17 protein-coding genes are annotated in these 16,548 nt (G+C 75.1%); 5 read left to right on the forward strand and 12 right to left on the reverse strand.

Features of this window, described 5'->3' with window-relative positions; translation table 11 throughout:
* Positions 1-43 precede the first annotated feature (43 nt).
* Positions 44-1,009 (reverse strand): TauD/TfdA family dioxygenase, encoded by a 966-nt coding sequence (locus tag BX266_RS32480; RefSeq protein ID WP_099905757.1) that lies wholly within the window; start codon positions 1,007-1,009, stop codon positions 44-46.
* A gap of 535 nt (positions 1,010-1,544) precedes the next feature.
* Here BX266_RS32480 and BX266_RS32485 point away from each other — a divergent pair.
* The gene (locus tag BX266_RS32485) at positions 1,545-2,330 is read left to right on the forward strand and encodes a GNAT family N-acetyltransferase (protein ID WP_107490738.1); all 786 of its coding nucleotides are present in this window, start codon (positions 1,545-1,547) and stop codon (positions 2,328-2,330) included.
* A gap of 72 nt (positions 2,331-2,402) precedes the next feature.
* Here the strand turns inward: BX266_RS32485 and BX266_RS32490 are convergent, their stop codons facing one another.
* The 3 genes from BX266_RS32490 to BX266_RS32500 all read right to left on the reverse strand — a co-directional run bounded on the left by BX266_RS32490 (position 2,403) and on the right by BX266_RS32500 (position 4,267).
* A complete protein-coding gene (locus BX266_RS32490) occupies positions 2,403-2,600 on the reverse strand; it encodes a hypothetical protein (protein WP_099905761.1) in 198 nt (65 codons plus the stop codon).
* A gap of 290 nt (positions 2,601-2,890) precedes the next feature.
* Positions 2,891-3,655, reverse strand: coding sequence for a dienelactone hydrolase family protein (locus BX266_RS32495; RefSeq protein ID WP_099905763.1), 765 nt, complete (start codon positions 3,653-3,655; stop codon positions 2,891-2,893).
* Positions 3,656-3,688: 33 nt separating this feature from the next.
* Positions 3,689-4,267 (reverse strand): dihydrofolate reductase family protein, encoded by a 579-nt coding sequence (locus BX266_RS32500; protein ID WP_099905765.1) that lies wholly within the window; start codon positions 4,265-4,267, stop codon positions 3,689-3,691.
* 93 nt (positions 4,268-4,360) lie between these two features.
* Between BX266_RS32500 and BX266_RS32505 the strand changes: the two genes are divergently transcribed.
* Complete coding sequence (locus BX266_RS32505) at positions 4,361-4,954, forward strand: TetR/AcrR family transcriptional regulator (RefSeq protein WP_099905767.1); 594 nt, start codon at positions 4,361-4,363, stop codon at positions 4,952-4,954.
* A 15-nt stretch (positions 4,955-4,969) separates the two neighbouring features.
* On the opposite strand, the gene ligA is transcribed toward BX266_RS32505, so the two are convergent.
* From ligA to bioB, 5 genes are read right to left on the reverse strand one after another with little or no spacing between them, the layout of a single operon-like run.
* Positions 4,970-7,015: an NAD-dependent DNA ligase LigA gene (gene ligA, locus BX266_RS32510; RefSeq protein WP_099905769.1), complete on the reverse strand. Its 2,046-nt coding sequence runs from the start codon at positions 7,013-7,015 to the stop codon at positions 4,970-4,972.
* A gap of 52 nt (positions 7,016-7,067) precedes the next feature.
* Entirely contained in the window at positions 7,068-7,913 is an 846-nt protein-coding gene (locus BX266_RS32515; RefSeq protein WP_099905771.1) for a hypothetical protein, read from the reverse strand.
* A 29-nt stretch (positions 7,914-7,942) separates the two neighbouring features.
* A complete protein-coding gene (gene bioD, locus BX266_RS32520; RefSeq protein ID WP_099905773.1) occupies positions 7,943-8,677 on the reverse strand; it encodes a dethiobiotin synthase in 735 nt (244 codons plus the stop codon).
* A gap of 32 nt (positions 8,678-8,709) precedes the next feature.
* Entirely contained in the window at positions 8,710-10,029 is a 1,320-nt protein-coding gene (locus tag BX266_RS32525) for an adenosylmethionine--8-amino-7-oxononanoate transaminase (RefSeq protein ID WP_180290697.1), read from the reverse strand.
* Positions 10,029-11,276 (reverse strand): biotin synthase BioB, encoded by a 1,248-nt coding sequence (gene bioB, locus BX266_RS32530; RefSeq protein WP_099905775.1) that lies wholly within the window; start codon positions 11,274-11,276, stop codon positions 10,029-10,031. Before bioB ends, BX266_RS32525 begins: the two co-directional genes overlap by 1 nt.
* A gap of 258 nt (positions 11,277-11,534) precedes the next feature.
* Between bioB and BX266_RS32535 the strand changes: the two genes are divergently transcribed.
* Positions 11,535-12,065 (forward strand): GNAT family N-acetyltransferase, encoded by a 531-nt coding sequence (locus BX266_RS32535; RefSeq protein WP_099905777.1) that lies wholly within the window; start codon positions 11,535-11,537, stop codon positions 12,063-12,065.
* A gap of 43 nt (positions 12,066-12,108) precedes the next feature.
* On the opposite strand, the gene BX266_RS32540 is transcribed toward BX266_RS32535, so the two are convergent.
* A complete protein-coding gene (locus tag BX266_RS32540) occupies positions 12,109-12,630 on the reverse strand; it encodes a hypothetical protein (protein WP_143687048.1) in 522 nt (173 codons plus the stop codon).
* Positions 12,631-12,914: 284 nt separating this feature from the next.
* On the opposite strand from BX266_RS32540, the gene BX266_RS40995 reads away from it, so the two are divergent.
* Together BX266_RS40995 and BX266_RS32550 are read left to right on the forward strand one after the other, a co-directional pair.
* Entirely contained in the window at positions 12,915-13,655 is a 741-nt protein-coding gene (locus tag BX266_RS40995) for a VanZ family protein (protein WP_310794820.1), read from the forward strand.
* 343 nt (positions 13,656-13,998) lie between these two features.
* Positions 13,999-14,727: a hypothetical protein gene (locus BX266_RS32550; protein ID WP_099905781.1), complete on the forward strand. Its 729-nt coding sequence runs from the start codon at positions 13,999-14,001 to the stop codon at positions 14,725-14,727.
* Here the strand turns inward: BX266_RS32550 and BX266_RS32555 are convergent.
* Both BX266_RS32555 and BX266_RS32560 read right to left on the reverse strand, forming a co-directional pair.
* The gene (locus BX266_RS32555) at positions 14,714-15,937 is read right to left on the reverse strand and encodes an MFS transporter (RefSeq protein WP_099905783.1); all 1,224 of its coding nucleotides are present in this window, start codon (positions 15,935-15,937) and stop codon (positions 14,714-14,716) included. The two genes, BX266_RS32550 and BX266_RS32555, sit on opposite strands and share 14 nt — an antisense overlap.
* A gap of 121 nt (positions 15,938-16,058) precedes the next feature.
* On the reverse strand, positions 16,059-16,547 hold the full coding sequence (locus tag BX266_RS32560; RefSeq protein ID WP_099905785.1) for an Rrf2 family transcriptional regulator: 489 nt from the start codon (positions 16,545-16,547) through the stop codon (positions 16,059-16,061).
* Position 16,548 lies beyond the last annotated feature (1 nt).

Here is a 16,548-nt window from a genome sequence, read left to right on the forward strand (position 1 = left end):
GTCGGCTGCGGGGCAGGGCGGTCCGGGCGGCCGGCGGGGTCGCCTACTTGCCGAGCGCCTCGGCCTCCAGCTCGGCGGCCGGGACCAGACCCGCCACCCGCGGCGGGTCCGCGGGCTCCAGCAGGCGGCTCGGCTGCCCGTCCACGCCCACCGGCAGGTCGCCGTCCAGGGTGATCCGGCGCACCAGGCGCGGCTCGTCGCCGTAGTCGTTCACCGCGTAGTGCTGGGTTGCCCGGTTGTCCCAGATCGCCACGTCGCCGACCTGCCAGTCCCAGCGCACCGTGTTCTCCAGCCGCTCCACGTACCGCTGGAACAGCTGCACCAGCGCCCGGCTGTCCGCGCCCGACACGCCCGCGATCCGCTGCACGAACGACCCCAGCAGCAGGTTCTTCTCGCCCGTCACCGGGTGCACCCGCACCACCGGGTGCTCGGTCTTGAACGCCGTCGACACGAACACCTGCCGGAACAGCTTCGCCACCTCGGCGTTCTCCGCCAACTCCGGCGTCAGCGCCAGGTTCGCCGCGTAGTCGTAGTCGTTGGTGTGCACCGCCCGCAGGCTCTCCGCCAGCGCCTTCAGCGGCGCCGGCAGGTCCTGGTACGCGGCCGCGGTGTTCGCCCACACCGTGCTGCCACCCGCCGGCGGCAGCTCCAGCGCCCGCAGGATCGACGCCTTCGGGTACGAGGGCACGAAGGTCACGTCGGTGTGCCAGTTGTTCGCGCGCACACCCTTGGTGGCGTCCAGCTCGAAGATGTACCGCCCGTCCGCGCTCGGCACCGTCGGGTGGAAGACCGGCTGCCCCAGCAGCCGCGCGAACGCCTCGTGCTCGGCGTCGTCCAGGTGCTGCTGCCCGCGGAAGAACAGCACCTTGTGCTCGTACAGCGCGGCCTCCAGCGCCGCGACGGTCTCCGCGGGCAGGTCCGCACCGAGCTTCACGTCGTGGACGATCGCCCCGATCCGGCCTGCGGCCGGCGTCAGGCGCAGCGCGTTGGAGAGGGTGGAGACGGACATGGTGACACTCCTTCGGGAGGTGGGAGAACAGCGGCGGACGCGGACTCACCCGGCGACACACGGCACGGGGACACGACCGCCCGGCGCGGTGCACCGGACGGCACACCGCGGAAGCGGAGAAGAGGAAAGGGGGACGGGCGTCAGGCGCGGCAGCGCGGACAACAACCACCGCAGCACAGCACGCACACCGGGACCGGGCACGACGGACAACAGACGACAGCGGTACGCATCGGCCCTCCTTCCGGCTCGCTGAGAGTGGGCTCGGCGCTCATCGTGCTCGGGCCGCAGCCCCCCTGTCAATCGTCATCTTCCCAGCTGGGAGCGGGTGTTGCGGAGTATTTCGCCGCGTTGCGGACCAGTGACGACCCCACCACGAACCCCCGTCCCCCTTGTCACACCCCCCGCCCCCGAGCAAAACTTCCGGAGCGGAAACAACCCCGCCGGCGCACCGGTCGTGTCACCGTTCGGTGCTGGGCGGGCAACAGTTGCCCGGGCGGGTGCGGCGCGGGGCGGAGCGATCTTTAGGCTGCGCCGCATGAGCCTTTCCGTTGCTGCTGTCGCCGCTGCCGGTGACGCCTGGGTGTGGTCGCCGCCCGACGCCGAGGTCGTCGCCGAGGACGCCTTCACCATGGTGCGGTTGCCCGACTACTTCGACTTCGACCTCTCGCTGGTGTCGTTCACCCCGGACGGGCCGCTCGGCCCGGCCGTCGACGCGGTGCTGGCCCGCGCCCGGGCCTTCGACGTGCCGGTGCTGGACTGGCAGGTGCTGATCGGCTCCCCGCCCGGCCTGGCCGCCGAACTCGCCGCCCGCGGCGGACGGGTCAAGCTGACCCTGGAGATCCTGGCCGCCGACCTCACCTCCGGTCCACCGCCGCTGCGCGCCCCGGCCGGCGAGGTCGCCCTGCGCTGGGCCACCGACCCGGCGACGGCCCGCGACGCGGCCGCCATCCAGGTCACCGGCTTCGGCGGCGAACTCCCGCCGCCGGAGCGGCTCCTGGCCGCGGCGGCCCGCGGGGCGAAGACCGTCCCGGCCGGTGCGGGCGGCACCCTGGTCGCCCTGGTCGACGGCCGTCCCGCCGGCACCGGCGGGGTCGAAGTGGTGAACGGCGTCGCCCGACTGACCGGCGGCGTCGTCGACCCGCAGTGGCGGGGCCGGGGGATCTACCGCGCCCTGCTGCACGCCCGCCTGTCCTACGCCGTCACCCACGGCGCGACCATGGCCCTGGTCAAAGCCAACCCGGCCACCTCCGGCCCGATCCTGCGCCGCACCGGCTTCACCTCCTACGGCCCGGAACCGGTCTACGCCGTCCCCCTGCGCTGACCGCCCGCCGGACGTGCCGTCAGGCGCTCCGGCCGGAGCCCGGGCGGCCGGTCCCGGGCAGGTGCGGGCCGGCTACTGACCGAGCAGGTGGGCGAAGTCGTTGCCCAGACCGCCCAGCATCGGGAGCGCCCCCAGGTCCGTGATCGCGCCGACCGGGATGCTGTACCCCTGGTTCGGCACCGGTCCGCCCGCCTCCTCGGCGGCGGCGGCCGTAGCGGCGGGGACGAACAGGGCGGCGGCGAACGCGAGGGCAGTGAGAGCGGAGCGCATGGCGGTTCCTCGGGGCGGGCGTCCGGTGCCGGCGGCCGGCCGGCACGCGACGGATGCTGACGCAGGGTCAACGCGGGACGGACGGCACCGGTGACGCGGTACCGCCCGTTCGGACGCAGGGCCCCGCGGCCTGCGCAGCTCCCCGGCCCCGGTTGCCCGGTCCTTGTCTCGGCTGCACGGCCGCCCGGCGGCCCGAGTCCCCGGTTTCGGCTGCGTTGCTCCCCGGGTCCTGGTGGCCTGCTTCCGGACGCCCGTGGCCGGGTCCCCCGCCGGCCGGGGCTGAGGCGCCGTCAGGCGGGCAGCGTCGCGAGCGTGGCGAGGATGCGCGACCAGGCGTCCTCGGTCTCGGCGGGGCGGAAGCTCGCGGGGCGGTCCGCGCAGAGGAAGCCGTGCGGGACGCCCGGGTACGTCACCAGCTCGTGCGGGGTCCTCGTGTCGGTGAGGCGGTCGGCGATCCGGGACCACTGGGCGGGTGGGACGAGCTGGTCCTCCGAGCCGACCAGGCCGAGCACCGCGGTGCCGTGGGCGGCGAGGGCGGCCGCACCGGCGGGGGAGAGGGGCGGGACGTTGTCGGCCAACGGGGTGTCGCCCTCCAGCGTCCAGCCGGGGTAGCAGGCCGCGACCACGTCCAACGGCAGCCGGGTGCCCGCGAGCAGGCCCAGGTGGCCGCCGACCGAGAAGCCGACGAACGCCCGGCCCGGGCCGGCGCCCAGCTCCGCGCCGAGCCCGAGCGCGGCGGCCGTGTCGGCGACCACCTGATCCGCGGTCACCGTGCCCAGCAGCCGGAAGCCCTCGACCCGGCCGGCGTCGTCGTACGGCAGCTCGGCCCGCTCGGCGGCCCGGCCGTAGAAGTCGGGGGCGAGCGCCGCGTACCCGGCGGCGGCCAGCCGGTCGCACGCCACGCGCACCCAGGCGGTCACGCCGAACAGCTCCATGCCGACCACCACGGTCGCCCTGGGCCGTTCCGGCCGCGGCGGCGTGGCCGCGTACACCTGCACCCCGCCGCCCGACGGCCGTACCCAGCGGCCGCGCTCCGCCTGCCCGTTCCGGTCCATCCGCGCTCCCCCGATCGTGGTCCGACCGCCAGGCTACCCGGCGGGGCGGTAGGTGGTGACGGTGCCGCCGTGACTGAACGTCAGGGTCTCCACCGGTGCGAACGCCCGCGGCCGGTACTCGCCGGAGAACGCGGGGAGGCCCGCGCCGGCCACCACCGGGTACCGCTTGAAGACCAGCTCGTCGATCTCCGGCAGCAGCGCACCGGCCAGCCGGCTGCCGCCGCAGAGCCAGATGTCGCCCTCGCCGGGCTGCTCCTTCAGCGTGCGGACCAGGGCCACCGGGTCGGTGCGGACCAGCTGCACCGCCGGGTCGTCCACCGGCGGCAGCGAGGAGGACACCACGTACTGCTTCAGGTGCGCATAGGGGCTCGTGAGCCCCGCCTCCAGGCCCGGGCGGTAGGTGCCGAGGCCCATCAGCACGGTGTCGAACCGCTTGTTGGGGGCGTCCGCCAGGCCGACCGCCGGCCGGACGTGGCTGGGCGTGGTCTCGGGGAACTCGGCGCGGAGGTACTCGACCATGTCGGGCGCCTCCGGGTAGAAGTCGAACTCGCCGGACGGGCCGGCGATGAAGCCGTCGACGGAGACGGCGACGTAGTACACGAGCTTTCGCAAGCCGCGGAACCTCTCGGTAGGGGATCACTCACTCCGCAGTACTCTGCCTGGAGTGGTAAGAACGTAGCACTACGAGTGGAGTGGTTACCAGCGATGGCCCGCAGCAATCCCGAACGGAGAGCGGCCCTGCTCGACGCCGCGATCGAAGTCCTGGCCGAGGAGGGCGCCCGCGGCCTCACCTTCCGCGCCGTCGACCAGCGCGCCGCCGTCCCCGCCGGCACCGCGTCCAACTACTTCGCCAACCGCCACGCCCTGCTCACCCAGTGCGCGGCCCGCGTCTACGAACGCCTCGAACCCGACGCCGACACCCTCGCCCGCAGCCTGACCGGGCCCCGCGACGCCGCCCGGGTGACCGAGCTGATGCACCAACTCGTCGACCGGGTCGCCGACTTCCCCACCGGCTTCCTGGCCCTGCTGGAACTGCGGCTGGCCGCCCTGCGCCGCCCGGAGCTCCGCGAGGTCCTCACCGCCCGGATCGCCGCCGACCTCCGCTTCAACGTCGACCACCACCTCGCCGCCGGCCTCCCCGGCGACGCCACCACCGTCCACCTGCTCTACCTGGCCCTCAACTGGCTGATCCTCGAACGACTCGCTCTCCCCGACCTGTTCACCCCCGACCGGCGCACCGCCCTGGTCGACCAACTGGTCGCCCGCCTGCTCGCGGGCGAGCAGACGGGCGGAGGGTGAGGCGGTGACGGGCCGTCAGGCCCGGGGGAGGTGGGCGGCGACCAGGTCGGCGAACTCGTCGGGCGTGAGGATGCGGATGGCGAGCTCCTCGGCCTTGGCGCGCTTGGAGCCGGCCTTCTCGCCCGCGACCAGCAGGGTGGTGCGCTTGGAGACGGAGGAGGAGGCCTTGCCGCCGGCGCGCTCGATCAGCTCGTTCATCTCGTTGCGCGAGAGGGCGGCGAGCGGGCCGGTCATGCTGCCGGTGACGACCACCGCCTGGCCGCCGAGCGGGCCGGCGGCAGCGGCGGCAGCGGGCTCGGCGTCCGCGGCGGGGCGGGGCGCGGTCGGCTCGGTGACGGCGGTGCCGACGCCGAGGGCGGCCAGGCGGTCCAGCAGCGGCGCCAGCTCGGCGAGTTCGGCGACCATCAGGCGGGCCTTCTCCGGGCCCATGCCGTCGACCTCGGCGAGCGCCTCGGCGTCGGCGGCGCGGATCGCGGCCATCGAGCCGAAGTGCGCGGCGATCCGGCGCGACATGCTGCGGCCGGTGCCGCGGATGCCGAGCGCGCACAGGGCGCGGTTCAGCGGCCGGGTGCGGGCCGTCCCGATCGCGGCGAGCAGGTTGTCGGTGCTGGTCTCGCCCATCCGGTCCAGCGCCAGCAGTTGCTCGCGGGTCAGCTCGAAGACGTCCGCCAGGTCGGCGACCAGGCCCGCCTCCACCAGTTGCACGGCGCGGGTCGAGCCCAGGCCCTCGATGTCCAGCTGGTCGCGGCCCGCGGCGTAGATGATCGAGGCGACGGCCTGGCAGTTGCGGCCCCGGGCGCAGCGCCAGCGCTGCTCGGCGGTGTCGATGGCGTCCCCGCAGCGCGGGCAGGCCTCGGGGAAGACGATCGGGCGCTCCGCGCCGGTGCGCTCGTCGACCAGTGGCGCCTCCACCCGGGGGATGACGTCGCCGGCGCGGTAGACGAAGACCTGGTCGCCGAGCATCAGGCCGCGCCGTTCGATGTCGGCGGGGTTGTGGAGGGTGGCGTAGGTGACCGTCACGCCGTCGATCACCACCGGCTCCAGGACGGCGCGCGGCGCGATGATGCCGGTGCGGCCCACCGCCCACTCGACGTCGAGCAGGCGGGTGACCTTGTGCTCGGCGGCGAGCTTGCGGGCGACCGCCCAGCGCGGCGCCCGCGAACCGGAGCCGGCCTGCTGCTGGTCGGCCGCGTCGTCCGCCTTGATCACCACACCGTCGATGCCGAACGGCAGTTCGGCGCGCAGCCCGGCGATCTCCTCGACCCGCTGCTGCACCTGCTCGACCGTCTCGCAGCGGCGCGGTGCGGCGGCCGTCGTCGCCGCGGTGTTCGCCCCGAGCGCGGCCAGGCGCTCCAGCAGGGCGCTGTGCCCCAGCTCCTCGCCGAGGCCGACGGCGTCGTACGCGAAGAAGGTCAGCTCGATCCGGTACGGCCGGTCCTTGGCCCGCAGGGTGCCGGCCGCGCCGTTGCGCGGGTTGGCGAACGGGACGGCGCCGTGCTCGGTGCGGATCTCGTTGGCGCGCTCGAACTGCTCGCGGGTGAGCAGCACCTCGCCGCGCAGCTCGACGTCCACGGCCTCGGTGAGGTGCTCGGGCAGGCCCAGCACGTCGCCCGCCGCGTGGCTGATGTCCTCGCCCGCGAGGCCGTCGCCGCGGGTGATCACCCGGCGCAGCCGCCCGCCGCGGTACCGGGCGGCGACCGCCAGCCCGTCGAGCTTCGGCTCGACGCACCAGCCGGCCGGGGCGCGGCCCAGGCGGCGCTCCAACCCGGCGGCCCAGTCGGCGAGTTCCTCCGCCGTGAAGACGTTGTCCAGCGACAGCATCGGCACGCTGTGCGGCACATCGCCCTGCACCGCGCCGCCCGCGACCTTCCCGGTCGGCGAGTCCGGCAGGACCTCCTGCGGGTGCGCCTGCTCGTAGGCCGCGATGGCCCGCACCAGCACGTCGTACTCGTCGTCACCGAGCGGTGTGGCGCCGTCCGTGTAGTAGGCGGCGGCGGCCCGGGTGGCAGTGGCGACGGCGTCGGCGTACGCGCCTGAGGACAGCAGAGCGGTCTCGGTCATGAGCCAATCATCGCTGGTCGCACTGACATTCGGCGGTCCGCCGACCGGGGGTTCAGCCGGTCCGGCCGGTCTCCAGGAAGCGGCGGATCGAGGCCGCCGTCGCGGTGACGAACGCCTCCCGGGCCGGCTCCGGCAGGACGTCCAGCGACAGGTACGGGTTGAGGTCCTCCAACTCCACCAGCAGCAGTTCGCCGCCCGCGGTGCGGCAGGCGTCCACCCGCTGGATGCCGTGGTCGAGGGTGTTCCAGGCGATGAACCGGCGGGCGAAGGCGAGGTCGGCGTCGGTGGCCCGATAGGGCGTCAGCTCCCAGCGGCGGGCCGGGTCCGGGGCGTACAGCGCGTACTGGAAGGCGTCGTCGACGAAGTAGAACGACACCTCGTACCGGAAGTCGACCAGCGGCTGCACCAGCAGCCCGTCCCACGCCACGGCGTCCAGGGCGTCCAGGCCGGCCCGGTCGACGACGGCCAGGCCGATCGAGTCGGCGCCCGCCTTCGGCTTGACCATGTAGCGCTCGACCTCCGGCAGGCGGCCGAGGTCGGCCCGGCGGTCGACGGTGGGGATCACCGGGTACCCGGCCGCCGTCAGGTCCAACAGGTAGTCCTTGCCCGCCATGTCGCCGCGCCCGCACAGCGGGTTGTACACGCGGGTGCCGCGCGCCAGCGCCTGCCCGCGGAAGGCGTCGTACTGCTCCTGGTAGTGCAGCACCGGGCCGCTGTTGCGGACCACCACCGCGTCGAAGCCGCCCATCAGCGCGGCCGCGTCCCGCGGGTGGCAGAGCGCCAGGTCGAAGTGCTCGCGCAGCCGCGAGGTCAGGAAGATGTCCTCGTCGCAGTACCGGCGGCCCTGCGCCGGGTACCCGAGATCGGTGACGAACAGGATGGTCGGACGGTCGCCCACGGTGCCTTCGATCTCTCGCTGCCGGCGGTTCAGTGTTCCTGCGGCCGGTGCTCGGCCGCGAAGGCCGCGGCGTCCCAGCCGCCGCCGAGGGAGGGGGCGAGGGAGGCCGCGGCGAGGGCGCGGAACGCGGCGGGCGAGTGGCCGGCCGACCCGGCCGGGAGGGCGCCGAGGAGCGGGGCGCCGGCGGCGGTCGGGAGATCGGTGAGGTTGCAGCGGGTGGCGAGGTCGGGGGCGGCGGGCCAGGAGCCGATCACCACGCCGCGCAGCGGCAGACCGCGGTGGCGCAGGGCCTCGGCGGTCAGGGCGGTGGAGTTCAGGGTGCCCAGCCCCGCCGTGGCGACCAGCAGGACCTCGACCGGCAGGCCCGAATCCCGGCAGGCGGTGGCCATGTCGGCGAGGGTGCGCCCCTGCTCGTCGTAGCGCACCAGCAGCCCGCCGGCGCCCTCGACCAGCACGGTCGCGTGCTCGGCGGCGAGTTCCGCCACCGCCTTCGCGACGTCCTCGACCGCGAGCGTCGGCAGCCCGGCGCGGCGGGCCGCCGTGTCGGGGGCCAGCGGCTCGGGGTAGCGGGCGAGCTCCACCGGGCGCACCAGTGGTCCGCCCAGGCGGACCACCTCGTCCACGTCGCCCGGCTCGCCCGGTTCGAGCCCGGTCTGACCGGGCTTGAGCACCGCCACCGGCGCGGTGCACAGCGCGGCGAGGGCCGCGGTGGTGACGGTCTTGCCGACCTCGGTGCCGGTGCCGGTGACGAACAGGACGGACATGGTGCTTCCCCAGAACGAGAGTTGACGGTGGATCAGGAGGCGGAGGCGGCAGCGGAGGCGACGGCAGCGGCGGTGACCGCCCGGCCGATCGCGGCGACGTCCCGGTCCGTGGAGATGTACGGCGGCATGGTGTAGATCAGGTCGCGGAACGGCCGCAGCCACACCCCGTGCTCGGCGGCGGCGGCCGTCGCCGCCGCCATGTCCACGGGCGCCGCGAGCTGGACCACGCCGATCGCGCCGAGCACCCGCACGTCCGCGACCCCCGGCTGCTGCGCGCACGGGGCCAGCGCGGTGTGCAGGGTGGACTCCAGGCGCTTGACCTCGGTGCGCCAGTCCTGCCGCAGCAGCAGGTCGATCGAGGCGTTGGCGACGGCGGCGGCCAGCGGGTTGCCCATGAACGTCGGCCCGTGCGCCAGCACCGGGACCTCGCCGCGCGAGATGCCCTCGGCGATCCGGGAGGTGCACAGCGTGGCGGCCATGGTGAGGTAGCCGCCGGTCAGCGCCTTGCCGAGGCACATCACGTCGGGCGAGACGCCGGCGTGGTCGGCGGCGAAGAGCTCGCCGGTGCGGCCGAAGCCGGTGGCGATCTCGTCGAAGACCAGCAGCACGTCGTGCGCGTCACACAGCTCGCGCAGGGCGGTCAGGTAATCGGGGGAGTGGAAGCGCATTCCGCCCGCGCCCTGCACCACCGGCTCGACGATCACCGCGGCCAGCTCGCCCGCGTGACGCTCGATCAGATCGGCCAGGTGCGCCACGTACTCCGGGTCGGCCGGCGCGTCGTACCCGGCGGGCGGCTCGGCGGCGAACAGCTGCCGGGGCAGCACCCCGCCCCACAGCTGGTGCATCCCGCCCTCGGGGTCGCACACCGACATCGGGTGGAAGGTGTCGCCGTGGTAGCCGCCGCGCCAGGTCAGCACCCGCCGCTTCTCCGGGCGGCCGACCGACTGCCAGTACTGCAGGCACATCTTCAACGCGACCTCGACCGACACCGAACCGGAGTCGGCGAGGAACACGTGCTGCAGCGGCTCCGGCGTCAACTCCACCAGCCGGGACGCCAGTTCGACGGCCGGACGGTGCGTCAGGCCGCCGAACATGACATGGCTCATCGAGTCGAGCTGCCCGCGCACGGCGGCGTCCAGCTCGGGGTGCCGGTACCCGTGGATCGCCGCCCACCAGGACGACATGCCGTCGATCAACTCGTCGTGCCCGCCGACCGGTTCGGCCAGCCGCAGGCGCACGCCCGCGGCCGACTCGACCAGGAACGGCCGGACCGTGCCCGGCATCGGACCGTACGGGTGCCAGACGTGTGCCCGGTCCAGGTCGAGCAGCTGAGCGGCGTCCACCGGGCCCATCAGGCGTTCGGGGCCAGCTCGGTGCCCGCACCGCGACGGCGCACCCGCACCAGGTCGGTGCGTGCCTCGTCGGCCTCGGCGACCGCGTCCGCGTCCTGCTCCTGCGGGGCGGCGGCGTGACCGCCGCACGGGCCGCACGCGCCCGTCCCGCAACCGCCCGCGCCGTGCGCGTCCTCGCCCGCGGAGGCGTGGCCGCCGCAGGGGGAGGAGGCCGCCGCGGAGCCGCAGCCGCCGCCCGCGTGCACGCGGTGGCCGGGCAGGGTGGTCTGGTCGGCGCCCTCCACCTCGAAGCCGGCGTCCTTGATCATGTCGAGGTCGGCCTGGCCGGCCTGGCCCTCGCTGGTCAGGTAGTCGCCCAGGAAGATCGAGTTGGCGATGTGCAGGCCGAGCGGCTGCATCGACCGCAGGTGCACCTCGCGGCCGCCGGCGATCCGCACCTCGATGTCCGGGCAGACGAACCGGACCATCGCCAGGATGCGCAGGCAGCGCTGCGGAGTGAGGTTCCACTCCTCCGCCAGCGGGGTGCCCTCGAACGGGATCAGGAAGTTCACCGGCACCGAGTCCGGGTCCAGCTCGCGCAGCGCGAACGCCACGTCGACCAGGTCCGCGTCGCTCTCGCCCATGCCCGCGATCAGGCCCGAGCAGGCCGACAGGCCGGCGCCGTGCGCCTTGGTGACGGTGTCCACCCGGTCCGCGTAGGTGTGGGTGGTGGTGATCTCGCCGTAGGTGCTCTCGGAGGTGTTCAGGTTGTGGTTGTACGCGTCCGCGCCGGCCGCCTTCAGGCGCTCCGCCTGATTGTCCGACAGCAGGCCCAGGCAGGCGCACACCTCGACGGTCTCGTCCGCGTCCTTGATCGCCGCGATGGTGTCGGCCACCCGGTCGATGTCACGGTCCGTCGGCCCGCGCCCGCTGGCCACCAGGCAGACCCGCTTCGCGCCGCCCGCGACACCCGCCGCGGCCGCCTCCGCGGCCTGGTCCGGCTTCAGCCAGGTGTACTTGAGGATCTCCGCCTTCGAACCGAGGCGCTGCGAACAGTACGAGCAGTCCTCCGGGCACAGCCCGCTCTTCAGGTTCACCAGGTAGTTGAGCTTCACCCGGCGGCCGAACCACTGGCGGCGCACCCGGCCGGCGGCCGCGACCACGTCCAGCAGTTGGTCGTCGGTGGTGGCCAGAACGGCCAGCGCCTCCTCCCGGGTGGGCAGTTCCCGGCGAAGGCCCTTGTCGGTGAGGATGTCGAGGAGGTCCATGGGCCCGATCCTGCCCGGGCGGCCTCGGTATTCGCCAGAGGGAACACACCAGAAGATCGCAAGCGGAGTGTGCGGGTTGTCACAAGTAACCGTCTGACCTGCGCAGACACCGCCCTAGGGGCCCCGGCAGGGGCCCTGCGGGTGCTGGAGACATTCCTCACACAACGTAGTGGCACGCACTACCGGCCGTGCCTGACGCCCCGTCGGCCCCTCCGCGGGCGGCGCGGAACCACACCCACGACAGGAGGAGGACCCCGGATGACCGTGGAGTTCCGCCACTTCACCGCCCTGGCGCCGGAGACCCGGCGGGCGCTGCTGGACGTGTACGCCGAGGTGCGGGCGCCCCTGCTCCACGAACCGAACTACCGGGTCGAGGCCTTCACCGACCGCCTCGACCGGCACCTCGCGGACGCCGGCTTCGCACTCGTGCTCGGCTTCGACGGCGCCGCGCCGATCGGCTACGCCTACGGCAACACCGTCGAGGCCGACGACCGGTACTGGCAGCGGATGGCCGAGCCCCTGCCGGACGGCTTCACCGCCACGCCCGTGCTGGCGATCAAGGAGATCGGCGTCCGCGCACCCTGGCGGGGGACGGGTGCGGCGCGGCGGATGCACGACGCGCTGCTGGCGGGCCGCGCCGAGAGCCGGGTCATGCTGATGGTCAACCCGCTGGCGGGCGACGGCAAGGTGCGTCGACTGTACGAAAGCTGGGGCTACACCCCGTTCAACTCGCAACCGGCGTCGGCGGTTTCGCCGGAGCTGACGGTCATGATCCGACCGACGTCCTGACCCCCGTCCAGGCTGCCGAACGGCGGGGGTCGCCGGCGGGCGGTCAGGCGGGACGGGGGCCGACTGCTTCCGAGCCCTCCCGGGCCACCCGGTCGGCCAGCTCGGCGGCGGCCACGGCGGCCGCCCTGGCGCGGCGGCTGCGGAGGACGACCACCGCGGTGGCCGGCGCCGTGCCGACGGCGGCCGTCACCGCCCAGTGCGGCCGGCCCGTCAGCTCCAGGGCCAGCCACTGGCACGCCACGGCGACGCCCATGACGATCCCGACCACCAGCATGACCACGGCGAACAGGCCGATCGGATCGGCGTTCCCCTTCAGGACCCACGGCGAGTCGCCGCGCCCGTCGAGGGTCGGATCGCCGGTGCCCAGCCACCGCACCCGGATCCGCACCGGCACTCGGTCCGGCCCCGCCACCTCGACGTGCTCGGCCAGCCCACCGCGCTCGCCCCGCGCCCACGCCCTGCGCTGCATCGCCATCGCCCCGGGCAGCGCCCGGGCGGCGAACTCCCGGTCCTGGGCCAGGTGCGCGTCGCGGTCCGGGGCGGCCGGGTTTCCGGAGGAATCCATGATCGGCATCGTACGGCGGTCCTGACGGGCCATCAATGGCTGAACGGAGAGCTCCCGGCAGGGGCTGTGCGGGCCGGGTGAGTGACGTCGCCGGGGCTGGGTATTCGGCGGGAGTGCGCACCGGAGCCGGTGCGGTGAAGGGGGCGGCGGTGGGCGGACAGCGAGCCGACTCGGCAGGCGCCGAGCGCGGACCGGCGGCAGCGGCGGGCGGGCGACGGAGCCCGCGGCAGCCGGACGAAGGACGCGGTCCGGCGACCCCGACCGTGGCGAGGAACAGGAGACAGGTGAGGACCGCGAGGACCGATGAGAGCGCGAACAGCGGGGACGGCGCGAGTCCGGAGCAGCCGTCGAAGCCGGCGGCGCCGGTGCGGGCCGTGAACGCCCTGGGCGCCCCGAAGGCGACGAGCACCGGCAAGGCCGCGGGCAGCGGGAAGGCGGCGAGTGCCGGGAAGGCGGCGAGGGCGTCCAGGCCGCCCAAGGCGGACGCGACGCCGAAGGGTGCGAAGCCGGTCGAAGCGCCCGAGGCGGAGACCCGGAAGGCCGGCGGGTCCAGGGCGCCGTTCCTGCGCCGGGGCGGTCTGCTGGCCACCGTGGTGCGCAGCCTGATCCTGCTGGCCGGGCTGGTGCTGACGGTGGTGTTCGCGGTGGCGCTGGCCCGGGTGACGCTGGTGCCGGAGCCGGCCGCCCGGAACCTGGTGCACCCCAACTTCCGGCTCGGGGCGTCGCTGCGGGGCTACCTGGACCAGCCCGCCGTCCGGGCGGCGATCCAACAGGTCGGCGGGAACGTCCTGTTGGGCGCGCCGTTCGGGGTACTGCTGCCGGTGCTGTTCCCCAGGATGCGGAGCGTGCTGGCCGCGACCGCGCTGACCGCGCTGGTCATGGTGACCGTGGAGGCCGCCCAGGGGTTCCTGGTGGTCGGCCGGGCCTTCGACGTCGACGACGTCGTCCTGAACACCGCGGGCGCCCTGCTCGGCCACCTGCTGCTGGGCCGCCGGCTCGGCCGCGCCCTGTACCGGCCGAGCTGAGGACCACGACGGAGACGGAGGAGGAGGCGGGGACGGTCCTGCCGGTGCGGGCGGGGTGTGGACCGTGGTGCAGGCGCCCGGCAGGGCGGTCAGCGCGACCGTCGCTGCGCCGCCCACCGTCGTGCGCCGCGCACCGTCCTGCGCCGCCCCACCAACGCCGTCCCCGGTCGCCCGCCCGGCCACGGGCCGGGCCACGCGTGCCGACCGGGCGCCCTCCGGTCCGGGGCCGGGGTGCCTCGTCCGGGGCGGGGCGGGCGGACCGTGGTGATCAGTCCTGACCCGCCGTGCTTGCACGTCCGACCCGGCGGCAACACCGTCCGATCAGATGCTTACAATCTGCGCCATGACCATCCAGCAGGACGCACCCGCGGGCGAACCACGCCCGCCGGCGGGGCACCGGGCCGTCGGCGAGCGGCGGCGCCTGGCCGCGCTGTGGGGTGTCGTCGCGGTCCTCGCCGCCGGCGGGGTCTGGGTGGTCGCCACGCCGCACCACAAGGACGGCACGCCGGGGGCGACGCCGAGCGGCAGCGGGACGGCCGCCGCGGTGCTGCCGGGTCAGCCCGCGCCGCCGCTGACGGAGTCCCAGTCCTTCAACGCCGAGCGGTACTTCCCGGTCCAGCGCGCCTACGACTTGGAGGCCTACCGGGCGCACCGGACGGCCGCCCGGGACGGCGCGGACTGCCTCGCGGTGCAGCGCGACAAGGCCCACGACGTCCTGGACGCCCTGGACTGCAAGGGGTGGCTTGGCATCGCGCTCACCCGCACCGACCCGGCCGTGATCACCAGCGTCACGGTGCTCCGGTTCGCCGACGCGGCCGCGGCAGCCAAGGCCGTGCAAGCCGTCCGCGACCACGCTGCCGCCTTCGAATTCACCTACCCGGACGGGCTGTTCGCCCCCGCCGAGGGGGTCAAGCCGATGGCCGCGACCCGGGTCGACCTGGTCGGCCACCACATCACGCTGACCGTCTCCCGGTACGCCGACCAGCGCACCGGCAACGGGCCCGACGGGGTGCTCACCGACAGCACCCGCTACGCCGCTTCGCTGGCCGGCCAGCCGTTCATGTGGATGTAGCCGCTCCGGTGGGCGCGGGGCGCTCGGCGGTGCGGTGCATCCAGAGCGCGGCGGCCGCCGCCGGGAGCGCCGCGAGCGCGAACACCGCGGCCGCGCCGAGCGGCAGCGCCAACCCGCCCAGCACACTGCCCGCACCGATGCCCAGGTAGATGGCGGAGGCGTTCAGCGACACCACCAGCGGGCCCTGCTCCGGCGCGGCCGCCAGCAGCCGGTGCTGCTGCGGCGGGGTCTGGCACCAGCTGCTCGCACCCCACCCGAACACCGGCAGCGCCACCGCGAAGGCCGCCGCCCCGTGCACCTGCTCGGCCGCCAGCGCCGCCAGGACCGTGAACGCAGCCGCCATCAGCAGGTAGCCCGCCGTCAGCACCGGCACCGGCCCGACCCGGTCCGTCCACCGCCCGGCCAGCGCGTTGCCGACCACCGCGCCCGCCCCGTAGAGCAGCAGCGCCGCCACCACGGCCGCCCGTCCCGACACCCCGACCGCCGCCAGCATCGGGACGCTGTACGAGTACGGCAGGTAGCAGGCGGCCATCCCGAGCACCGTCAGCGGCAGGACGCGCAGCACGCCGGGGCGGCGCAGCGCCGCCGCCCTGGTGCGCAGCGAGACCGGCGCGGTGCCCGGAAGTCGAGGCAGCGTCAGGCGGACCGTGAGCGCGCACACCGCTGTCAGTGCGGCCACCGCGCCGAGCGCTGCCCGCCAGCCCAGGCCGACGGCGGCCACCCGGCCGAGCGGCACCCCGAGCGCCGTCGCCGCCGTCAGGCCGCCGATCACCACCGCCAGCGCCCGGCCGCGCAGTTCGGGCCGGACCACGGTGGCGGCCGCCGCGCCCGCGGTCGGGGTGAACGCGGCCGCGCCGAGCGCCGCCAGCAGCCGACCGGCGAGCAGCGTCGGGTAGTTCGGTGCGAGCGCGGTCAGCGCGTTGGCGACCGCGAGCACCAGCAGCGCCGCCACCAGCAGGGTGCGGCGCGGCAGCCGGGCGGTGGCGACGGCGAGCAACGGAGAGGCGAGCGCGTACCCGGCGGCGAACAGGCTGACCGACTGGCCCGCCGCCGCCGTCGACACGTGCAGTGAGGCCGCGACGGCGGGCAGGAACCCGGCCGTGACGAAGGCGTCGGTGCCGACGGCGAAGGTGCCGAGCGCGAGCACGGCGGCCGGGCGCAGGCCGTGGGCGGTGCCGGTCGGAGCGGGGGCAGTCAGGGGGCGGGGCACGGGGGCGGCTCCTCGGGAGAGGTATTCGGGATGTCTGATGTCCAGAATTGGCGCAGCGGGCCGGGCGACGGCCAGTTCGGACCGTTCAGATGCGGCGGGCGGCTGGGGCGGCCGGGGCGGCTCAGGCGGTGCCGGCGAGGCGGGCGTAGTTGGCCCGGACGCGGGCCACGGAGGCCGCCGGGGTGGCCGCCGCCAGGTCGGCGACGGTCTGCCGGGTGAGTTCGCGCCGCCAGGCCAGCTCGGCGCGGCGCATCGCGGTGGCGACGCCGCACGGCTGCGCGAACTCGCGCGGGCCGGCCCCCTCGGCGGACGCGCCCTGCTGTCGGATCTCGGCGCACGCGAACAACGGGTCGGGGCCCTCGACGGCGGCCACCACGTCCATCATGGTGATCCGCTCCGGCCCGCGGGCCAGCCGGACGCCGCCGCGCGGGCCGGGGGTGGACGTCAACAGGCCCGCCCGGGTGAGGCGCTGCAGCACCTTGTTGAGGTACGTCGGCGACAGCTCGAACATCGCGGCCAGCCGCGCCGAGGGCACCGGCTCGGCCCCGCCCACCCAGGTCAGGGTGAGGCAGCAGTGCACGCCCCACTCGACGCCTTCACTCGTCCGCATA

Origin of the sequence: Streptomyces sp. TLI_171, assembly GCF_003610255.1 — a bacterium.
GTDB lineage: Bacteria > Actinomycetota > Actinomycetes > Streptomycetales > Streptomycetaceae > Kitasatospora.

Coding starts and splice junctions, on each gene's coding strand:
- bioB (WP_099905775.1), bottom strand. CDS start 11,276: ATGGACCTCCTCGACATCCTCACCGACAAGGGCCTTCGCCGGGAACTG.
- BX266_RS32485 (WP_107490738.1), top strand. CDS start 1,545: ATGAGCCTTTCCGTTGCTGCTGTCGCCGCTGCCGGTGACGCCTGGGTG.
- BX266_RS32560 (WP_099905785.1), bottom strand. CDS start 16,547: ATGCGGACGAGTGAAGGCGTCGAGTGGGGCGTGCACTGCTGCCTCACC.
- BX266_RS32490 (WP_099905761.1), bottom strand. CDS start 2,600: ATGCGCTCCGCTCTCACTGCCCTCGCGTTCGCCGCCGCCCTGTTCGTC.
- BX266_RS32495 (WP_099905763.1), bottom strand. CDS start 3,655: ATGGACCGGAACGGGCAGGCGGAGCGCGGCCGCTGGGTACGGCCGTCG.
- BX266_RS32540 (WP_143687048.1), bottom strand. CDS start 12,630: ATGGATTCCTCCGGAAACCCGGCCGCCCCGGACCGCGACGCGCACCTG.
- BX266_RS32505 (WP_099905767.1), top strand. CDS start 4,361: ATGGCCCGCAGCAATCCCGAACGGAGAGCGGCCCTGCTCGACGCCGCG.
- BX266_RS32480 (WP_099905757.1), bottom strand. CDS start 1,009: ATGTCCGTCTCCACCCTCTCCAACGCGCTGCGCCTGACGCCGGCCGCA.
- ligA (WP_099905769.1), bottom strand. CDS start 7,015: ATGACCGAGACCGCTCTGCTGTCCTCAGGCGCGTACGCCGACGCCGTC.
- bioD (WP_099905773.1), bottom strand. CDS start 8,677: ATGTCCGTCCTGTTCGTCACCGGCACCGGCACCGAGGTCGGCAAGACC.
- BX266_RS32535 (WP_099905777.1), top strand. CDS start 11,535: ATGACCGTGGAGTTCCGCCACTTCACCGCCCTGGCGCCGGAGACCCGG.
- BX266_RS32550 (WP_099905781.1), top strand. CDS start 13,999: ATGACCATCCAGCAGGACGCACCCGCGGGCGAACCACGCCCGCCGGCG.
- BX266_RS32525 (WP_180290697.1), bottom strand. CDS start 10,029: ATGGGCCCGGTGGACGCCGCTCAGCTGCTCGACCTGGACCGGGCACAC.